Source organism: Shewanella sp. Choline-02u-19, assembly GCF_002836205.1.
GTDB lineage: Bacteria > Pseudomonadota > Gammaproteobacteria > Enterobacterales > Shewanellaceae > Shewanella.
The window spans coordinates 2,414,576-2,430,667 of record NZ_PJBE01000013.1 but is presented as its reverse complement, the minus strand read 5'-3'; the positions used below and the strand labels follow the sequence as shown (position 1 = coordinate 2,430,667).

12 protein-coding genes are annotated in these 16,092 nt (G+C 44.9%); 5 read left to right on the top strand and 7 right to left on the bottom strand.

Features of this window, described 5'->3' with window-relative positions:
• The first annotated feature begins 30 nt into the window (after positions 1–30).
• Positions 31–1,704, top strand: a complete 1,674-nt coding sequence (locus CXF83_RS17235; RefSeq protein WP_443018868.1) for a glycogen synthase — start codon at positions 31–33, stop codon at positions 1,702–1,704.
• Between the two features lie 142 nt (positions 1,705–1,846).
• Here the strand turns inward: CXF83_RS17235 and CXF83_RS17230 are convergent, their stop codons facing one another.
• The 7 genes from CXF83_RS17230 to ettA form a co-directional block, all read right to left on the bottom strand.
• Positions 1,847–2,320, bottom strand: a complete 474-nt coding sequence (locus CXF83_RS17230) for a LabA-like NYN domain-containing protein (RefSeq protein ID WP_101090582.1) — start codon at positions 2,318–2,320, stop codon at positions 1,847–1,849.
• Between the two features lie 187 nt (positions 2,321–2,507).
• A complete protein-coding gene (locus CXF83_RS17225; protein ID WP_101090583.1) occupies positions 2,508–2,687 on the bottom strand; it encodes a hypothetical protein in 180 nt (59 codons plus the stop codon).
• A 293-nt stretch (positions 2,688–2,980) separates the two neighbouring features.
• Entirely contained in the window at positions 2,981–6,085 is a 3,105-nt protein-coding gene (locus CXF83_RS17220) for a multidrug efflux RND transporter permease subunit (RefSeq protein WP_101090584.1), read from the bottom strand.
• Positions 6,086–7,192 (bottom strand): efflux RND transporter periplasmic adaptor subunit, encoded by a 1,107-nt coding sequence (locus tag CXF83_RS17215; protein ID WP_101090585.1) that lies wholly within the window; start codon positions 7,190–7,192, stop codon positions 6,086–6,088.
• Between the two features lie 340 nt (positions 7,193–7,532).
• The gene (locus CXF83_RS17210; protein WP_101090586.1) at positions 7,533–8,618 is read right to left on the bottom strand and encodes a shewanella-like protein phosphatase; all 1,086 of its coding nucleotides are present in this window, start codon (positions 8,616–8,618) and stop codon (positions 7,533–7,535) included.
• Positions 8,619–8,648: 30 nt separating this feature from the next.
• Entirely contained in the window at positions 8,649–9,764 is a 1,116-nt protein-coding gene (locus CXF83_RS17205; RefSeq protein ID WP_232775138.1) for an acyltransferase family protein, read from the bottom strand.
• Positions 9,765–10,154: 390 nt separating this feature from the next.
• Positions 10,155–11,822 (bottom strand): energy-dependent translational throttle protein EttA, encoded by a 1,668-nt coding sequence (gene ettA / locus CXF83_RS17200; protein WP_101090587.1) that lies wholly within the window; start codon positions 11,820–11,822, stop codon positions 10,155–10,157.
• 508 nt (positions 11,823–12,330) lie between these two features.
• On the opposite strand from ettA, the gene glyA reads away from it, so the two are divergent.
• From glyA to CXF83_RS17180, 4 genes are all read left to right on the top strand, one after another.
• Positions 12,331–13,587, top strand: coding sequence for a serine hydroxymethyltransferase (gene glyA, locus CXF83_RS17195; protein ID WP_101090588.1), 1,257 nt, complete (start codon positions 12,331–12,333; stop codon positions 13,585–13,587).
• Positions 13,588–13,711: 124 nt separating this feature from the next.
• Entirely contained in the window at positions 13,712–14,161 is a 450-nt protein-coding gene (gene nrdR, locus CXF83_RS17190) for a transcriptional regulator NrdR (protein ID WP_101090589.1), read from the top strand.
• Positions 14,162–14,207: 46 nt separating this feature from the next.
• Positions 14,208–15,329 carry a bifunctional diaminohydroxyphosphoribosylaminopyrimidine deaminase/5-amino-6-(5-phosphoribosylamino)uracil reductase RibD gene (ribD, locus tag CXF83_RS17185; protein WP_101090590.1) on the top strand — a complete coding sequence of 374 codons (1,122 nt, stop codon included), beginning with the start codon at positions 14,208–14,210 and terminating at the stop codon, positions 15,327–15,329.
• 4 nt (positions 15,330–15,333) lie between these two features.
• Positions 15,334–15,999 (top strand): riboflavin synthase, encoded by a 666-nt coding sequence (locus CXF83_RS17180; protein WP_101090591.1) that lies wholly within the window; start codon positions 15,334–15,336, stop codon positions 15,997–15,999.
• The last annotated feature ends 93 nt before the right edge of the window (positions 16,000–16,092 follow it).

Genomic DNA, 16,092 nt, shown 5'->3' with positions numbered 1-16,092 from the left:
TCTGAGCATAAGATCATGCCCAGAATATTGATGTTAGCGGCTGAAAACGCTGCTATCGAAGGCGGTAAAGTGGGCGGCATGGCGGACGTTATCAGGGATCTGCCACTCGCGCTAGCAAAGGTCAACGTTGCCGTTGATGTGGCTATGCCCAGTTATGGTTTTTTGGACCGTGCTGCTAATGCGCAGTGGCTTGCAGAGATCAAGGTTAATTTCTCTGGACGAGAAGAGCAGGTTACTGTCTATAAAGCGGCTCATCCGAGTCTGGATAATCGCTATTTCTATCTGTTCTCACATCCATTGTTTAACACTAATGGCGAGATCTATTCCCAAGGCGATGCAGCGCGTCCTTTTGCAGATGATGCGACTAAATTCGCCCTGTTTAGTTTATCTGTCGCCAAGGCATTGAATGATGATTTGTTAGCCATTGCAGCGGATGAGCCAAGTCAGGTGATATCGCCAGCGCCCGATGTGATTCATCTACATGATTGGCACTGTGGTGTTTTTGCACTGTTGCGGGCATTTGATAGCCATTTTCATTCACTTAAAACGCTACCTTGTGTGTTTACAATTCACAATTTGGCACTGCAAGGTATTCGACCACTTAGCAATGATTGCTCTTCACTTTCGGCTTGGTTGCCGACGCTAACGGATAGGCTAAGCGAGCAACAGTTTGCAGCGATTACCGACCCAAGGTATCCCAATTGTGTTAACCCGCTACGAGCCGCGATTGTCTTGAGCGATAAGGTGCATTTGGTGTCCCCCAGTTATGCCGCAGAGGTGTTACAGCCTTCAGCACATAATCGAGGTTTTTTTGGGGGGGAAGGGCTGGAAGCTGACTTGCAAGCAAAGCTTGACCAGCAAAGCCTTATTGGTATTTTGAATGGTTGCATGTACCCCGCACTGCCGTTAAGTAAAGTCACAGACATGGGGGGCAACCTGTCTGCTCCGCGTGTATTCCCGCTTAACGATTGGCAAGCATTGTTAGCTCAAGCTGAATCAGCATTGCTGCGTTGGCAAATGGGGAGAGAGCATGTCAGCAGTCAGGATTTTATTGCGCTGTCTCGGTTGCATCAATGGCAGCAAGATTCAGCATTAACCAGTGAAGCTGATTTTCTAATGACCTCTGTTGGTCGACTCACCGACCAAAAAGTGATGATTTTACGCTATCGTTTTGCTGATGAGGTGGTTGAAGCGTGCTGGCGTGGCAAAACGGTGTTGCAAGTTTTACTTGAGCGCATGGCGTTGCTAGCGCCTGACGGCAAGTTTGTATTGCTGGGCAGCGGCGATCCTCAAATCGCACGTGAGTTTGCAGATGTTGCTGCTCGCAATGCTAATTTTATCTTTCTTGATGGTTATGATGAAGGGGTGTCTACGGCGCTTTATCAACACGGTTCACTGTTTCTGATGCCGAGCTCCTTTGAGCCTTGTGGCATTAGTCAAATGTTAGCCATGCGAGAAGGGCAGCTTTGTTTGGTCAATCACGTGGGTGGACTTAAAGATACGGTGCATCATTTAGAAACGGGATTTGTATTTGAAGGAAGCAATGTGTTTGAACAAAGCGCTGCGCTTGTCTCTACTTTTGAAGGTGCTATGGCGCTATATCAGAGTGACAAATGGCATTCGATGGAGCGATTAGCGAAACAGCAACGTTTTGATTGGCAAAGCCAAGCGCCTAAATATGTAGAACAGCTTTATCGAGTTTAAGAGGGGTTGCTCGGAATAGCCTTTAATGAAACCGTTAAAGGCTTTTTGCAGGTTTAGGTTTGCAGTAACGATGAAGCAGCATTGCGAGCGATATTCAACATCGGCTGTTCGCTACACTTTAGTCAGCTAACAAGGTCGCAATTTAGAGTAACAAGCTATCATCAATTTCGTGGTATTGACCTGTAGAGTCGATCAAGGATTTTGCCGTTAAACCTGGGACGCCATACACTTGGGTTTCAACGCCATATTTTTGGTAGATTTTTAGCATCAACAGGTCGAAGTCGCCATCTCCTGACAGTAGAATCACACAATCAACGTCACTTGCGGCTTCCATAATGTCGATGGTGATCCCCACATCCCAGTCACCCTTAGCCGAACCGTCACTGCGTTGTATAAAAGGCTTGAGCTTGACCTCAAAACCTATGTGTTTCAGCGCATCTTGGAATTTTAACTGACCGTCATCGCCACGATGAATGGCGTAAGCTGTGGCATTGGTTATCTCGCCTTCATAGCCAAGGTGTTGCCAAAGTTTACGGTAATTGAATTGACGACCGTAGGCTTGTCGGCAGGTGTAGTAGATATTTTGTACATCAACAAACAGAGCAATTTTTTTCACGGGATGACCATTTTTAGAAAGTAGCGATCAAGACAATACATTAGGCTGGTAAAGGAGTGAAGCGTCGCGAGAGATTAAAAGCAGATAGTTAACGTTAGTGACAGCTGAGCATAAGCAGAGCTTATTCCCATCGCACCCAATATAGGGTTATTCAGTGGCAATACAAAGTGCAGTAAGTAAGTTGATATTAGACCCAAATGTCGATATTGGTGTATCTATGACTGCTATTTTTGCGTCTACGCTCATAGGCTTCGACTTGAGTATTGTCAGTCGTTTGCTCGCTGGATACAGCACGTCGGTCAGCAAAATACTTGCCATTAATATTAATAGTTTCAATTACTCGAGGGGGCACTTTAGACTTAATCATAAGCTTAACCGTCTTATCTGAGGTTAAAGACCACTTACTTTCAACCAGTTGAATATACTTTTAATTGTAGTAGGGTTTTACAAAACTGTGTATTAGAGGGGCTAAATTGTCCAACATTTGGTTTAGCTTTATGGGTAAGTTAATTTGTTCTATGGAGCGAAGGCATTTATTACAGCGTCTTCTAACATTACTCCATTTGTCCTAGCTTGAGATAGGCAGATTCAGCACCAGGTGACTGACACAACAAAAGGGCTTGCGCTAGCAAGCCCTTTTAAGTGATGTAACCTTGATATTTATTGTAGTTTTAGCTCCTGCTCAGCAATGGCTTTATCGAGCTGAGCCTCTACATACCCTGGTGACTTAGTCGCCCCCGAGATCAATCGATACATGGCGGGGATCACCAGTAGTGTGACTAATGTGGCGAATGCCATGCCGAAGAACACGACTGTACCTACGGCAATACGACTTTCTGAGCCTGCACCCGTTGACATAATCAAAGGTATCGCACCAATCAGTGTGGTAAAAGCGGTCATTAGAATAGGGCGCAAACGCCTTGCCGATGCGTCAATAATTGCTTGCTCTATCTCCAAGCCTTTATCTCTAAGCTGGTTGGCAAATTCAACAATCAAAATGCCGTTTTTGGTCACCATACCGATAAGCATGATCATGCCAATTTGGCTATAAATGTTCAGCCCTTGACCCGTCAAATATAACCCTAAGAAGCCACCGAATATGCCCATAGGCACGGTAAACATCACCACTAACGGGTTGATAAAGCTTTCGAATTGCGCTGCAAGCACTAAATAGGCGACCAGTAGTGCTAAACCAAATACGATAAATATGCTGCTCTGGTTCTCTTTGAAGTCTTTTGACTCACCGGTATAAGCCACTGAAATATCGCTCGGCAGCATCTCAATCGCTTTTTGATCTAAAAAGTCTAACGCTTCACCTAAAGTGTAACCTTCGCCTAAGTTGGCTTTAAGGGTTATCGACTTCTGTTTATTATTGTGGCTTAGCTTTTGCGCTGAAGCGACCTCTTCAATATGGGTGATAGTGTCTAACGTAATGAGCTCTCCTTTTGCGGATCGCATATAAATCTGGCTGAGATCGGCAACGTTGTTAAAGCTATTTTCATCACCACGAAGATAGACGTCATACTCTTCACCACGCTCGACAAAGGTGGTTTCACTGCGGCCACCTAACATGACCTCTAGAGTTTCAGACACTTCTGCCACGCTAACGCCCAGTTCAGCTGCGCGTTCACGATCAACCGTGACCACCAGTTCCGGTGTGGTCTCTTTATAGTCAATTTCAGGACTTTCTAGGATTGGACTGTACAGAGCTTCCTCTTCCAGCGCGGACGCCCATTTAAATAATTCTTGGTAATCTGAGCCCCCTAAAACGAATTGTACTGGTTCGCTCGAACCGCCCCTAAAGCCAGGCAACATTGGGCGCACCATTACATCGGGGATCCCTTTTAAGGCTTTGGCAATGACGCCTAGCGCTTGTTGGGCATTGATGTCACGTTCGTTCCAATCTTCTAGCTGAATAATCACAAAGCCAGTTTGATCACCAGCACGACCACCAAAAGCGGGAGCTTGAATGCTAAAGGACTTGACCACACCTTGGCCTAATAGCGGCATGAGTTTCTTTTCGGCTATCTCCATATTGGCGGCCATACGGTTGTAACTGGTACCTTCTGCACCCTTGATAAAGGCGAATATTACTCCTCTATCTTCCTGTGGGGAAAGCTGAGCGGGCACTTGATTCATCAAAAACCAACTGCCTAAAATACAAGCGATAATCACCAGTGGTGCCGCTAATCTTAATGACACCGCTTTGCTAACCATGCGTCGGTAGAACCGTTCTAGCCGCGCGAACATGGACTCTATCCAAATATTGAATCGATTCGGCTTAACATTTGCTTTTAGCAGTTTACTGGCCAGTACAGGCGTTAAAGTTAATGCGACAATCGAGGAAAAAATAACGGATACTGCCAACATCACCGAAAATTCGGTAAATAGCAGGCCAACCATGCCTTCCATAAATGAAATGGGTAGAAACACCATCACCAGTACAGCAGTGGTGGCGACAACCGCAAAACCAACCTCACGCGTGCCTTTGTAAGCAGCAAGGAGAGGGGGCTCCCCTTTTTCAATATGGTGGAAGATATTTTCAACCACCACAATGGCGTCATCGACCACTAAGCCAATGGATAAAATTAGCGCCATCAAGGTCAATAGGTTAATCGAAAAACCCAGAGTGTTAGCGGCGATAAAGGCTGAGATCAAAGACACTGGCACGGTAACGGCAGGAATAAGCGTTGCGCGTGCTTGGCCAATAAAAATGTACAGCACCAATATCACCAGTAAAGCCGTTACCGCTAAGGTATTAAACACTTCATCAATAGAGCGATCGATAAACACGGTGGAGTCATAGTCGACGATTAACTTTGTTCCTTCAGGAAGAAACTGCTGAATGCGGTCGACTTCTTTATGCACATCTTGAGCAACTTCAAGCGGGTTTGCATCGGATTGCGGTACCACGCCTAAACTGATATTGACGACGCCATCACTTTTAAACGTCGAGTTTTCGTTCTCTGCACCAATAAAGACATTAGCTACATCCTTTAAATAAACCGGTGTGCCATCACTCGATCTGCGCAGTACTAGGTAGTCAAAATCTTCAGGTTTTTGATATAGCCTTGCCGTTCTTACGGCCATCACAGTGGTGTCATTTCTGACTTCACCGCCTGGGGTTTCTACGTTTTCTTGATTGAGAACCTTAATAATGTCGCTGGCAGTCACTTGCCTGCCCGCCATGAGTTCTGGTTGGAGTTGAACGTACATGACTTTGTATAAGCCGCCAGAGATGTCGACACTACTCACGCCGCTGATGAGGCTGAATCGGTCTTCAAGTACGCGCTGGGCGTAGTCGGTAAGTTGAGTTCTATCCATTATTGAGGAACTCAAGTTAACGTATACCGAGGGCTCACCGGTGCCGTTATCTTTTGAAACGATAGGATCTTTTGCTTCATCTGGCAGCCGGCGTTGAGCGCGGGCGACAGCATCACGTACATCGCTGACCCCTTCAGTTAGGTTCCATCCTAAAAAGAAGGTCACTGTTATCCGACTCATGCCGTTACGGGTCACCGACTCAATTTGGTCTACGCCGCTAATACCGGTAAGTTCATCTTCTAATGCGGTGGTGATTTGACTCTCCATAATGGTCGCCGAGGCACCATCATAGGTGGTCATCACTGTGACGACTGGACTTTCAACGTCAGGCATTTCACGCACAGAGAGCTTACTAAACGAGACTGCGCCAAATACACACAGCAGTAAGCTTAAAACAATCGCCACCACAGGACGTTTGACGGATACATCTGATAACCACATTTAAATGCTACCTCGAGCTTGTTCTGTAAGCTGTTCAGCTTCTTTGGCGATCACTGAGGGAGTTGTTAAATCTTCGACACGTAAACCATCGCGCATATTGACCAGCCCTTGTACGACGACCTTATCGCCAATGGTTAAGCCATTAGTGATCAATACTTCATTATCGATGCGGGCACCCAAGGTCACTTTAGTGCGCTTAGCGATATTGTCTTCTCCAATGACATAAACAAATCGATTGGTACCGGAATACTCCAATGCTTGCACGGGAATAACCGGCTCAGAGACTGTCGGAAAAACCAGGGTGGCAGACATCATCATGCCAGGCTTTAGGTGATGATTAGGATTGGTGAATTGGACCCTAACGCGCAAATTTAAGGTGTCTTGGTTGACGCGAGAATCGATTGCAATGACTTCACCGGTAAAGTGGGTATCTGGCCAAGCACGGCTAGTAGCGACCACTGTCATTCCGGGACTTAGCAAGGCTAAGTAATGCTCTGGGACTTGAAGATCTAAGCGCATACTCGACAGGTCGTCGAGGGTGATGAGCTCCGTTCCGGCCGTCACCATCTTTCCTTGGCTAAAGTCGACTAAACCTGCAGTTCCCGAGAAGGGGGCGATTAAATAATGATAATCCAAGTCTGCTTGGGCAGCTGCGAGTCTGGCTGTTGCCATATCAACATTGGCTTTTTGTGCATCAATTTCAGTCTGGGTAATGGCATTGCGGCTAATCAGTTTTGAAAACTCTTTGAGTTTGCGCTTTTCATCCGCGAGGTATGAAGCGGTTTCTGCTAGTGCTGCTTGCGCTTTTGCATCATCAAGTTGAATGAGTAGTTGGCCTTCGTTTATCTCTTGGTCTGAGCTGATATTAATCGCACGTATTTTCCCCGCGATTTGTGGTGCAATAAACACTGACTGTTCAGCATCAAGTTTACCAACGAGTGATAGGGATTGTGCTAAATCATGTTGCTCAACAGTCCCGGTTATCACGGGGACAGTACGAACAGCTCGCTCTTTTGAAACTGGTTTTTTAGCCTCAGATAAACGGCTATACGTCAGCGTACCGGCCAGTATCAGCAAGATAGGAATGAGAAAATATGAGGTTTTCATGAGTGATTACTTAAGACAGCCGAAGTTGGGTGTATTTTAAGAAAAAAACAGCCTCAGTAGGGTAAAGCAATGTAAAGTAGAGAAAATTAGCGTTTAGTTATTTACAGTCTCAGTACAAAAAACCTGCTGAGTTAACATCTAAATAGCATCTCTTGAGTTTGCGTATCATTTGTCGCGCTGTAAGTGGGGTTTATTGAGTAATGAAGCGCAGATAAGCGTGTTGACTGACAGAGTGTGCTAAATGAATAATGCTTAGAGAGCCAACCAAACTGAATTAGGTGGCTGTCACTTATTGACCGCCACCATACTGCTTTGCTTACTATCTAGCTTAGAGGACTTTTTATTGATTACGGCTATTTGCCTGCAGTGTTTCACGTGTTCCGTCATATAACCCGCGTATAAGCTGGTTATTTTCCAGTAATAGCAGTTCACCTGATTTACCGACTTTTATGCTGCTATCAACGGCAATCACCTTGTTGTTAAATAGACCTAAGACCCGTTCTTGGGAGGTGTGTCCGACCACGATATGACTAACATTAAAGTGTTGCAAAATGGCATCCAGTTCAGCTTCGGTAAATGTTTCTGAAAAGTAGCCTCGATACCAAGTTGGCCCGTTTCCAAAAAAAAGGAAATTGAGTAAGTCATCTGCCTTTAGTGATTTTTTCGACGCATCCACATTAGCACGATACAGGGCATTCGCTTTGGCTAAGGTTAGCTCTCGACTGATCCATTCACTGCTGATCCCACCATGCATATACAGCACATCGTTGATCTTGATAATGGTGTTTTTACTTCTTAACCACTGACCTATTTCAGTATCTGCGCCGTAGAGCTTGTTATAGGGGCGATTAATGAGGGTTGCGGCTATATCATAACGCTGGTGTACATAGCGCAAGTCACCGCCGAGTACCATCTGTTCATGATTGCCCATTAATAGATGTACCATGCCGCCAGCATCTCTAGCTTGTTGGTCGAGCTGATACATAAACCACAGCACTTCATTGACTTGATGGCCGCGGTCAAAAATATCCCCCGTCATCACCATATGCCCCTCGCCGAAGGCCCAATTTCCCTCACTATCAATAATCTTTTGCTTTTTAAGCAGAGTAATCAGCACGTCATACTGGCCGTGTACATCACTTAACGCGACCACCTTTTTAATACCTACGTAAGTGTCAGGCATGAGCTGCTTAATCTCGCTTGAGATCTTAGCCTCGGGTAAATCCCCGCAATGCTCTGGTCGATTCACTTGCAGCTTGTCTATCGAGGTCGTTTTGAGTTTATTGTCACAGATCCAGTAAGCCGTGCTTTGGCCAGATATCGGGGTTATCACGTAAGGGCCATCAAACTCAGTTGCTGCATCGGCGCGTGCTAGTGGGCCCTGCAATGTCAGACCCAGTAATGCAAGGCAATAAATTTTATTCATTTTCTACTTCTTATTATTTTGTACAAATGATTACCAACCAATAAGGTATCGGCTGCGTTTACTTAATAATTTTTTGATTAACACGGCGATCATATACGAGATGGCGACCACTATGAGCGTGACAATTAACGTAGTGAAGATGTTGCCTTTACCTGCGAGGCCGAATAAATCTGGGCTATCGTAGATCATCCACCAAGGCGTAGTAAGCCACGGGTGGATAAAGTAAATGGCAAAACTCACCTCCGCTAACTTTTGCAGTGGCGCGATTGAAATATGTTCAAACTTGTTCAAAATGGCCAAGATCACCAATGTCAGTAACAGTTTTTGCGGTAGCATCAGGTCTGGCACCGTCATTTCAAATGGCGCTTTATTAAGCACGCCAGCACCAAAAAATTGTGCTTGAATCAATGCCAATGCAATGGCTGAAATAAACATAGGGATCCAGTACTTATCAATAAATGGGAACAGCTTATCGCGATGTGCTGAGCCCCACACCCCCAGCAAATACACCGGGAGAAAGTAAACCAAGGATTGAATAGCATTAAGGTTGGAAATTGGCCGATGCACCATCACGGCAATAGCAAGCAGCGCAACAGCCCAATACATGACGTGTTGTTTTTTAATTAAGTACATTACCCACGGTGACAGGGCAAAAAGCATCATACCCATTGGAATATACCAGTAGGCGGTTAATGTACGGCCGGTGATGACATACCAACTGGCAGCCTCTGCAGGCGCTGTTATATCGGCATAAAGAACATGTAATGCAGGCTCGGTTCCAACGGTGAGATGCCAGACAATCCAAGGTAGCGACAGCAGTAAATAGGGCAGAAAAACAAACTTAGTTTTGCTCTTCATGTATTTTTTGTAATCCCAGCGGTTATAAAATACATGGTGAAACAGAAAGCCTGAAATAAACACAAAAAAGACCGTGCCATTCATCATTAAATTAAACCAAGCTTTGTCGGCAAAAGTTTCAATCTGCCACCCGGCAGGGCGGTAGCAGTGCGCCATAACAATAAAGATGATAGCGATGCCACGAAAATGATTAATGCTGTTTAAAAATTTCTTTGGTTTTATATCTTTAGGTGCACTAACAGTTTGAGGAGGCGTATTGTCTTGTGGCTGAGTAATTTTTTCATCCATGGTATTTACACTTATTGTTATTCCACTGATTTACAAACTAGCATCTCATAATTTGAGCTTATTTTGTTGTGAAATTGAAAATAAGCTGTGATGAGTTTTTGTTGTTGTTATTCAGTCTACTCGAACAGTGAGTGAGCTAAAGGCAAATGCGGTATTTGTATCGAGAAACTCTATGCCTTGCTTTTGGGATTAGAAGTTAGAAGATACACCAATGAAAAGTTGATAACTTTTACCTGCTTTCATATTTGAATAGCATCCGATGTCACTAGTATTTTTTGCGGTTTTGAGGTGTATTCCTCTGAGATGTGGCAGAAAAATACGAAGTAGGTTTAGATTGTAGAAATAAAAACAGAGACCTAAGTCTCTGTTTAACAGTGGATAATTGAAGTGTTACTTACTCATTCGTTTGTATTTTAAGCGATGAGGCTCAACAACGTCAGTGCCCATTTCTTCTTTTAACCAGGTTGAATACTCGGTGTAGTTACCTTCATAGAAGTTCACTTTACCTTCATCACGATAATCGAGAATATGCGTCGCGATACGGTCAAGGAACCAACGGTCATGCGAAATCACCATGGCGCAACCAGGAAACTCGAGTAGCGCTTCTTCAAGTGCTCGTAGTGTTTCAATATCGAGGTCGTTGGTAGGTTCATCGAGCAGTAGCACGTTGCCACCGGCTTGTAACAGTTTGGCTAAATGCACACGGTTACGTTCACCACCCGATAAGGTGCCAATGATCTTTTGCTGATCGCCACCACGGAAATTAAAGCGGCCAACATAGGCTCTGCTTGATATTTCAGTGTTGTTAATTCGCATAATATCTTGGCCGCCAGAGATCTCCTGCCAGACGGTGTTCTTGTCATTCATCGAATCACGGAACTGATCTACTGAAGCAATTTGTACCGACTCACCGACTTCAACGCTGCCGCTGTCTGGCTGTTCTTCGCCAGAGATCATTTTGAACAGTGTTGATTTACCTGCACCGTTGGCACCGATAATACCGACAATCGCCCCTTTAGGGACGGCAAAGCTCAAGTCATCAATTAACACCCGGTCGCCGTAGGATTTTGTCAGGTGATTAATTTCAATCACCTTGTCACCTAAGCGTGGTCCTGGTGGAATAAACAGCTCGTTGGTCTCGTTACGCTTTTGATAGTCATTGGTATTAAGCTCTTCAAAGCGAGCCATACGTGCTTTGCCTTTTGATTGACGTCCTTTAGCACCTTGGCGCACCCACTCCAATTCTTTAGCGATGGTCTTTTGACGAGCGCTTTGAGTTGCAGATTCTTGCTGTAAACGAGCATCCTTTTGCTCTAACCATGAAGAGTAGTTACCTTCCCATGGGATCCCTTCACCACGGTCGAGCTCTAAAATCCAACCCGCCGCATTGTCGAGGAAATATCTATCGTGGGTAATTGCCACGACAGTCCCCACATAGTCTTGCAGAAAACGCTCTAACCAAGCGACTGATTCAGCATCTAAGTGGTTGGTGGGTTCATCAAGCAGTAGCATGTCTGGTTTTTCAAGCAGCAGACGGCAAATAGCCACTCGGCGTCTTTCACCACCCGATAGCACTGCAATTTTTTCATCCCAATCAGGCAAGCGCAGTGCATTAGCAGCGCGCTCTAAAACGACATCAAGATTATGAGCATCTTGTGATTGGATGATGGCTTCGAGTTGGCCTTGCTCTTTAGCGAGTGCATCAAAGTCAGCATCTGGCTCTGCATAAAGCGCGTAAACCTCATCGAGTCTTACGAGGGCATTTTTGGCATCGGAAACCGCTTCTTCAACAGCTTCACGAACCGTCTGATTTAGATCAAGTTTTGGTTCTTGCGGTAAGTAACCAATCTTTAGGTCTTGCATCGGTCTTGCTTCGCCCTCAATTTCGGTATCGAGACCGGCCATGATGCGTAGCAGAGTTGATTTACCTGAACCATTGAGCCCTAACACACCAATTTTGGCACCAGGGAAAAAGCTTAAGGAGATATCTTTTAGAATTTGCTTTTTAGGCGGAACAATCTTGCCCACTCTAAGCATGCTGTATACAAACTGAGCCATTTTATTTCTCTTTGACTGGGAATGGCAGCAATTCTACTCGAATCGCCGCCTAACTTAAATCTGATCTTTATCTTAGGTGCAGCTTAGTTAAATAAAAGTACTGTTCTACATTTGGGGATTGGCTAATATCTCCAAAAATAACCGTTACTGAGGGGCATACTAGATTGTATTTTATATATTGATACTGGACGGAGGAGTAATGAATAACAGAAAGACATCGCGTATCGGTGTTATTGCCATTATGGGCCATTAAATGATGTCAGGGCTGGAGTGTTTGCAGAACAGAGTTTTCTAGATTTACACCACAAAGTAATGAATCAATAGATTAAAGGCGTTTTTTCTATGTAATACAATCGTTGAGCAAGTTTACGGCGTCTATTTGCTATTGTTGAAATATCGCTGATGGGAAATTGCAAGTAATTTCATGTTTCTAATGCTGGGATTGTGATCAATTGCGCTGTATCATACCGCGCAACCCTACTATAAGAATTTACAGCTGGAGTAAATAATGCTGAAAAAAGACATGAATATCGCGGATTACGATCCACAATTGTTTGCAGCGATTGAAGATGAAACTCGCCGTCAAGAAGAGCACATCGAACTTATTGCTTCAGAAAACTATACGAGCCCACGCGTTTTTGAAGCTCAAGGTTCTCAGCTTACTAACAAGTATGCCGAAGGTTACCCTGGTAAGCGTTACTATGGTGGCTGTGAGCATGTTGATATTGTTGAAGAACTCGCAATATCTCGTGCTAAAGAGTTGTTCGGTGCAACGTATGCTAACGTTCAGCCGCATTCTGGTTCACAAGCTAACGCAGCCGTATTTATGGCCCTTCTTCAAGGTGGTGACACGGTTCTAGGTATGAGTCTTGCTCACGGTGGTCATTTGACTCACGGCTCACATGTCAGCTTCTCTGGTAAGCTCTATAATGCGGTTCAGTACGGCATTGACGAGTCAACGGGCAAGATTGATTACGCTGAAGTTGAGCGTCTAGCGGTTGAACATAATCCTAAGATGATTATTGCGGGTTTCAGTGCATACTCTGGCATTGTTGATTGGGGCAAGTTCCGCGAAATCGCCGATAAAGTAGGTGCTTACCTATTTGTTGATATGGCGCACGTTGCAGGTCTTGTTGCTGCGGGTATCTATCCAAACCCACTTCCACACGCACATGTTGTGACAACGACAACGCATAAGACGTTAGCGGGCCCTCGTGGTGGTTTGATCCTTTCTGCTATCGATGATGAAGCTATTTATAAAAAGCTAAACTCAGCCGTCTTCCCTGGTGGTCAAGGCGGTCCTTTGATGCATGTTATCGCTGCTAAAGCGGTTGCATTCAAAGAAGCGCTCGAGCCAGAGTTCACGACATACCAAGAGCAAGTTGTGGTAAACGCAAAAGCAATGGCTCGCACGTTTATTGAACGTGGCTATGATGTTGTTTCTGGCGGTACTGATAACCACCTGTTCTTGCTTGATTTGATCAGCAAGGATATTACCGGTAAAGAAGCTGATGCAGCGCTCGGTAATGCCAACATTACTGTCAACAAAAACTCAGTACCTAATGACCCGCGCTCACCATTTGTGACATCTGGTCTGCGTATTGGCTCACCTGCGATTACTCGACGTGGTTTTGGTGAAGAAGAGTCTGTGCAGCTGACTCACTGGATGTGTGATGTACTTGATGATATTACAGATCTTGCTGTTAGCGAGCGTGTAAAAGCACAGGTTCTTGAATTGTGCGCTAAGTTCCCTGTTTACGGTTAACCTTAAGCGTTAAATCAGGTAAACTTTAATGGCCGCATTTATGCGGCCATTTTTGTTGGTAATTGATAATGATTTTTTATTAAATCGTTTATATAAGTCGTTTTAATACCTGACCGGAGGCTAGATGCATTGTCCATTTTGCAGCGCAACAGACACTAAAGTGATTGATTCGCGACTTGTCGCAGATGGCCATCAGGTACGTCGTCGTCGAGAGTGTGTGCAATGCCATGAGCGCTATACTACATTTGAAGGTGCTGAACTGGTGATGCCTCGTGTGGTTAAACAAGACGGTAGTCGTCAACCTTTCGATGAAGATAAACTGCGTGGTGGCATGCTTCGAGCGGTAGAGAAAAGACCGGTATCGATGGACCAAATCGAGCAGTCCTTAACTAAGATTAAGTCGATGCTGCGAGCGACAGGTGAGCGTGAAGTTAAATCAGAGATGATAGGTAACTTGATGATGGACCAATTGGTCAACTTAGACAAAGTGGCTTATATACGCTTTGCCTCCGTTTACCGCGCGTTTGAAGACGTGTCGGAGTTCGGCGACGCTATCGCGAACTTACAGAAGTAGTTATACCCTCTTATTACCCAATTGATTAATCGGAACTCATTTCACTATGTGGTCAACTGAAGACAATCAAATGATGAGTCTTGCTATTGAATTAGCGCAAAAAGGACTCTATACCACCCGACCAAATCCTTGCGTTGGTAGTGTATTAGTTAAAGACGGCGTGATTGTGGGAGAAGGTTACCATATCCGTGCTGGTGGCCCCCATGCCGAAGTCTACGCACTTAACATGGCTGGTGATGATGCCATTGGTGCGACCGCGTACGTCACATTAGAACCGTGCAGCCATTATGGTCGAACTCCACCTTGTGCCAAGGCCTTGATCGAAAGCAAGGTTAGCCGCGTTGTTATTGCCGTTACGGACCCCAACCCACAAGTCTCTGGTCGTGGTATTACCATGCTCCGTGATGCAGGCATACAGGTTGACGTTGGTTTATTAACCGATGCAGCTAAACAGGTTAACCTCGGTTTTTTGAAGAGAATGGAGCAAGGGTTACCTTGGGTGACGGTAAAGCTTGCGGCGAGTCTTGATGGTAAAACGGCACTATCAAACGGTGAGTCTAAATGGATCACAGGGCCAGAAGCTCGCAGAGATGTGCAGCGGGTACGTGCAAGACATTGTGCACTCATTACTGGCGTTGAAACGGTTTTGGCCGATAACCCGAGTCTAAATGTACGACATAGTGAACTGGGTTCTTTATCAAATGAGATCGCGCCAGCAGAACTACATCAACCGATGCGTGTAGTATTAGACAGCCAAGCACGGCTAGGTACTGACCTTAAGATGTTTAGTATCAACAGCCCGATTTTACTAATTAGCACTTGTGACTACCCTGATAAGGTGAAGTCGGCATGGCCGGCCCATGTTAGTCACCAAATATTATCCGCCAAAGATAAGCGGGTAGACCTTAGTGCCTTGCTGGTATTTCTCGGTAAAAGCTGTAACTCGGTGTTAGTTGAGGCCGGTGCAACACTCGCTGGTGCATTTGTTAGCGCGCTATTAGCGGATGAAATTATTTTATACCAAGCAATGAAAATACTCGGTGCTCAGGGGCGAGACTTACTTGCTTTGCCTCCATTTGAGGCGATGTCCCAAATACCCAGTATTAATGTAATAGATGAACGAAAAGTGGGTAAAGATACTCGCTTGACGTTAAGAATGAGTAATTAACTTTATGTTTACCGGAATTATTGAATCTGTAGGTCATTTACGAAAAGTTGAACGTCGTGGCGATGATATTAGATTAACAGTTGCAAGCGCTAAGCTTGATTTGTCGGACGTTAAGCTCGGTGACAGCATTGCCACCAATGGTGTGTGCCTTACTGTTGTAGAGCGGCTAGCAGATGGTTATGTTGCGGACATTTCAGCCGAGACAGTCAGCCTTACCGGGTTTGCACATTACGCTGTCGGCACCTCGGTTAACTTAGAGAAAGCCGTGACGCCAACAACACGCTTGGGTGGCCATATGGTCAGTGGTCATGTAGATGGCATGGCGCGTGTAGATGACCGTCAAGTTCGCGGTCAGGCAATTGAATTTTGGTTATCACCTCCCGTAGAGCTGGGTCGCTATATCGCCCATAAAGGGTCTATTACTATTGATGGTGTGAGTTTAACGGTTAATGAAGTGCAAGGGCATCGATTTAGACTGACCATAGTGCCGCATACAGCAGGTGAGACTACCTTAATAAATTTGAAGGCTGGTGATAGCGTTAATATTGAAGTTGACCTCATTGCTCGCCACTTAGAAAGATTGATGAACTATTCATCAGAGCATGAAAAACAGCAACCTAAGTCCGAAGTTACTATGGAACTGTTAGCTCGCTCAGGTTTTTTACGTTAAATACTGGCTTAAGGCTATTTTAAAGATAGAATTTATCTTTAGAAGCTCCAAAAAAATAATCATATAAATTTATATACTGTTTTGCCACGATAG

Excerpts from the sequence above, each read along its gene's own strand:
- CXF83_RS17215 (WP_101090585.1), bottom strand. The coding sequence starts at position 7,192 with ATGAAAACCTCATATTTTCTCATTCCTATCTTGCTGATACTGGCCGGT.
- ribD (WP_101090590.1), top strand. The coding sequence starts at position 14,208 with ATGTGGTCAACTGAAGACAATCAAATGATGAGTCTTGCTATTGAATTA.
- CXF83_RS17225 (WP_101090583.1), bottom strand. The coding sequence starts at position 2,687 with ATGATTAAGTCTAAAGTGCCCCCTCGAGTAATTGAAACTATTAATATT.
- CXF83_RS17205 (WP_232775138.1), bottom strand. The coding sequence starts at position 9,764 with ATGGATGAAAAAATTACTCAGCCACAAGACAATACGCCTCCTCAAACT.
- ettA (WP_101090587.1), bottom strand. The coding sequence starts at position 11,822 with ATGGCTCAGTTTGTATACAGCATGCTTAGAGTGGGCAAGATTGTTCCG.
- CXF83_RS17210 (WP_101090586.1), bottom strand. The coding sequence starts at position 8,618 with ATGAATAAAATTTATTGCCTTGCATTACTGGGTCTGACATTGCAGGGC.
- nrdR (WP_101090589.1), top strand. The coding sequence starts at position 13,712 with ATGCATTGTCCATTTTGCAGCGCAACAGACACTAAAGTGATTGATTCG.
- CXF83_RS17180 (WP_101090591.1), top strand. The coding sequence starts at position 15,334 with ATGTTTACCGGAATTATTGAATCTGTAGGTCATTTACGAAAAGTTGAA.
- CXF83_RS17220 (WP_101090584.1), bottom strand. The coding sequence starts at position 6,085 with ATGTGGTTATCAGATGTATCCGTCAAACGTCCTGTGGTGGCGATTGTT.
- glyA (WP_101090588.1), top strand. The coding sequence starts at position 12,331 with ATGCTGAAAAAAGACATGAATATCGCGGATTACGATCCACAATTGTTT.
- CXF83_RS17235 (WP_443018868.1), top strand. The coding sequence starts at position 31 with ATGTTAGCGGCTGAAAACGCTGCTATCGAAGGCGGTAAAGTGGGCGGC.